Origin of the sequence: Kitasatospora sp. NPDC059747 (assembly GCF_042732955.1) — a bacterium.
GTDB lineage: Bacteria > Actinomycetota > Actinomycetes > Streptomycetales > Streptomycetaceae > Kitasatospora.
Genome location: NZ_JBHWGV010000029.1, coordinates 58,916 through 62,871, shown reverse-complemented (window position 1 = coordinate 62,871; position 3,956 = coordinate 58,916). Strand labels below are relative to the sequence as shown.

The window sequence follows — 3,956 nt, the reverse complement described above, 5'->3', positions numbered from 1 at the left end:
CCCCTGCGTTCTCGGCCCCCCCCCCCCCCGACCCCTCGCGCGCGGCGCCGCGGCGCCCCTCCCACCCCCCCGCCGCGCGCGCCCCCCCCCCGGCCTTCAGCGGTTCCGTACGGCCGTCAGGAGGCGAAGGCCCGCTCCAGGCGCGGGATCAGGTCGCGCAGGTCCTGCTCCCAGCAGTAGCCGTTGTGGCCGCCGTTGCACTGGGTGCCCCAGGCGGAGCCGTCGCCGTAGTCGACGTAGTAGTACGGCATGCCCAGGGCGTCCATGCGGTCCTTGACGTGCTTGGACGCGCCCTCCAGCCAGAACTCCAGGTCGGTGGGCACCCCGCGGCCGTTGCCGACGTAGACGGAGACGCCGACACCGGCGAGCTTGTCCATGTGCTGCGACGGGTCGACCGCGTTCCAGCGCCAGTCCACGTTGAACACCGGGTAGGGCGAGCCGAACAGGGCGTCGCTGTCCACACCGGGCTTGTAGGGGTCGTTGTTCGGGTCGCAGAACCCGGACGCCGAGGCGCAGACGACGCCCTGCGCGTCGACGAGCGTGGCGACGGCGGCCAGCCGCAGGTCCATGGAGTCGGCGGACAGGTCGATGTCGCCCGACAGGGAGGCGGTCTGGCTGAACAGGTCGGGGCGGTCCTGGGCGTAGTGGAAGGCGCCGAACCCGCCCATGGAGACGCCGGCGATCGCCCTGGCCTTCTTGGTGGCGACGGTGCGCAGGTTCGCGTCGATGAACGGGATCACCTGGTTGAGGTGGAAGTTCTCCCAGTTCTGGGCGCCGAGCACGGTGTTCTGGTTGAGCCAGTTGGCGTACCAGCCGCGGGGGCCGCCGTCCGGGATGACGGTGATCATCGCGTTGGAGGTGGTCAGCGCCGGGTAGGTCTGCTGGATCGGGTCGTCGGGCGAGCCGTGCAGGAAGTACAGCACGGGGTAGCGCCTGGCGGGGTCGTCGTAGTAGCCGCTCGGCAGGATGATCTTGATGTGGTGCTTGCCGGTGACCTCGGGCGTGGTGACGGTGAGGTAGAAGTTGGTGGGTCCGCCGACGGTCGTGTCGACCTGGGTCAGGCCGAAGCCGTCCGCCATCCGGGGCGGTCCCGCGGGGGCCGGCTGGGCCGCCTGGGCCGGGACGGCCGCGGCGGCCGTCCCGACGAATCCGACGACGGCGGCCAGCAGGGCCACCACCGTTCGCCAGCGGGTGGGTTTCTTCGTCACGCTGCTCCCCCTCGGGTGTGGTGTCGTGTGCGGCGCGGTCTCAGTCAAGGACCTTGACCTCCAGGACCGGTGAGGCCGCGATCTGGTCCTCGGTGTACCGTTCCGTCACCCACTGGCCCGCCGAGAACAGCCGGGTCTGGTCGGCGTAGTGCGGCGAGTTGGGGTTGGCGGACTGGGAGTAGGTCAGCACCGAGGCGGACTGCGGCGGGCCGTCGGCGGTGAACAGCGTCTGCTGGATGAAGCTGGAGCCGAAGGTGATGTCCAGCTTGCCGTCGACCATGCCGGGGGTGACCACGTTCAGCACGCCCAGTTCGTGGATCGAGCCGTGGATTGGGATCTGCTCGCCGTTGCGGGTGATCTTCTGGACGTCCCCCAGCCGCGCGTTCAGCGCGATGCCGGAGTTGCGCAGCGCGAGGACCGCGCGGGCGAGCGAGTTGCGGACGGCGTCGTTGCCGGGGTCCAGCGAATTGGGCGTGTGCACCGGGTCCTTGGGGTCGAAGGGCACCCGCCAGGGCAGCTTGTCGGGCGTCTGCCCGTTCGTCAGGTAGGCCCAGAAGTTCTCGAACAGCCACGAACCCCGGCTGTCCGCCGTGTAGGTGTGGTCCCAGGCGGCCAGGATCGGGCAGGCCTCGCTGATGTTGACGAGGTTGCCGTCCACCAGGACGAGCCCGAACAGGGTGTTCTGGCACGCCGTCACCGTGGCGTTGAGGGCGAGGTCGGCGGCCCTGCTGTTGTCGGCGAACAGCAGCTGGCGCATGTTCTCCGGGGTGAAGCCCCGGCCCGGCAGGCCGTCGTTGCCGTTGATCCGGTTCTGCGCGGTCAGGATCAGCTCCTGGGTGCGCAGCGAGCGGGGTGCGGCGGTGTCGCCCATGACGCGCGGGAAGGCCAGCGGCTGCTCGGGGTTGGCGAGCCAGGCGCTGTCGTTGGCGTTGCCGGCGAAGTCGGAGCGGATCAGGCGCGGCTGTTTGTGCGGGTCCAGCAGGCCGGGTGCGACCGCGTTCGGGTCGTCGGGCCAGTCGCACTCGCTGCGTTTGCCGTCGAAGATGGAGATCGGCGGGATGTTGGGCAGCTTCAGGGGCTGGTTGAACAGCAGTTGGCCGGTCAAGGTGAGGCAGGACTGCGCGTGGGCGTCGGTGATGTTCGGGGCGGCCTGGATGTCGGCGTAGAGGGCGTTGCCCTTGCGGTCGGCGGCGACGGTGTTGAAGAAGGGGACGCCCTCGGTGGTCTCCAGGGCGCTGACGACGTCGTTGACGTCCTTGGCCTGGTCGAGGTGGAGCCACGTGTTCAGGGCCCGCAGGTTGTCCATGTTGGCGTCGCGCACCGCGTGGGCGCTCACCACCCAGGGCAGCGGGATTCCCTGCATGGAGGTGGTGACGGGCCCGTAGCGGGTGGACCACAGCGTGCGGGTGACCCGGCCGACGGTGCCGTCCGCGTTCAGCACGTCGACGCCGACCTGCTGGGAGGCCATGGGCTGCCAGGCGCCGTCCACCAGGTAGTTGGTCGGGTGCAGCGGGTCCACCTGCACGTCGAAGAGGCCGAACGGGGCGACGGTGGCGACGGTGTGGCTCCAGGCGACGTCGTCGGTGTGCCCGATGTTCACGGCGGGCAGGCCGAGCAGGCTGGCTCCGGAGACGTTGAACCGGCCCGGGATGGTGAGCTGGCTCTGCCACATCCGGTTCTTGCCCTGCCAGGGGAAGTGCGGGTTGGCGAGGAGCATGCCGGTGCCGGTGCCCGCGGCCACGCCCTGGGAGCCGACGGCCAGGGCGTTGCTGCCCATGCTGCCCTCGCTGCGGGCGGCGGCCATCGCGTCGGCGATCTTCGCCGCGGTCTCCTCGGGCGAGGCCTGCGGAGCGGCGTCCTGCGGCGCGGCCTCCTGCTGTCCGGCCTTCGCCCGTGGTGCGGCGGCCTGTGGTGCCGCCGATGCCCCCGGGGGTGCGGCGTTGACCTCGCCGTCCAGCAGCGGGTCGGCAACGCCCATGATGATCTCGGCGTGCGCGTGCCGGTAGACGTCGAGTTCGGTGATCGGGCGCACCCAGGCCGCGCCGCGGCAGGCCGGGTCGGAGATGTTGGTGACGCCGGTCTCGGCGAGGTAGCGGTTGTACCCCTTCACGTAGCCGCGGATGGCATCCTTGACCTCCGGCTCCGGCCCGTTGGGGGCGGGCTGGTCGATCAGCCGCTCCACCACCCGGTTGTCGTTGATCCGCTGGAAGTACAGGTCGCTGTTGAGGTTGGTGGTGGTGTTCTGCTTCTCGCCGGGGCTCGTCCTGCCGTCGGGGCCCAGGTAGCGGGAGCGCTGGGCGTTGACCATCAGGTAGGTGTCGGCCAGGGTGCAGATGTTGTCCTTGGCCGCGGCGTACCCGTAGCCCTCGCCCAGGCCGCCCAGGGTCGAGGCGATGATGTGCGGGATCCCGTACTCGGTGTACCGGATCGTCGGCCTGTCCGGCCCCGGCGCGGCGTCGGGTGTGCCGGCGGGTGCCTTGGCGACCGCCATCGTGCCCAGCAGGGCCGCCGCGGCCATGAGCGCCACCGGCAGCCGCATCGTCGATCTCCTCCGTGCCATCGGGCCGTCCTCTCCCCTGCGTTCCCGTGCTTCTGTCTGGACACGGTCACGCTAGGGAGGGGCGATGAAATCCCGGTGACGGGGGCGGGGGGGGGGGCGGCCCCCCCCCCGGGCGCGGGGGGGGGCGGGGGGGCGGCCCCCCGCCCCGCCCCGCCGGGGCGGGGGCGGGGCCGCGGGGTAGGAAACAC

Annotated in this window: 2 protein-coding genes; both read right to left on the bottom strand. The window is 71.4% G+C overall.

Annotated elements, in window-relative coordinates; genetic code table 11:
* Positions 1–116: 116 nt before the first annotated feature.
* A complete protein-coding gene (locus tag ACFV4G_RS15535) occupies positions 117–1,169 on the bottom strand; it encodes an alpha/beta hydrolase (RefSeq protein ID WP_380440466.1) in 1,053 nt (350 codons plus the stop codon).
* 79 nt (positions 1,170–1,248) lie between these two features.
* A complete protein-coding gene (locus tag ACFV4G_RS15530; RefSeq protein WP_380440419.1) occupies positions 1,249–3,768 on the bottom strand; it encodes a penicillin acylase family protein in 2,520 nt (839 codons plus the stop codon).
* Between the last annotated feature and the right edge of the window lie 188 nt (positions 3,769–3,956).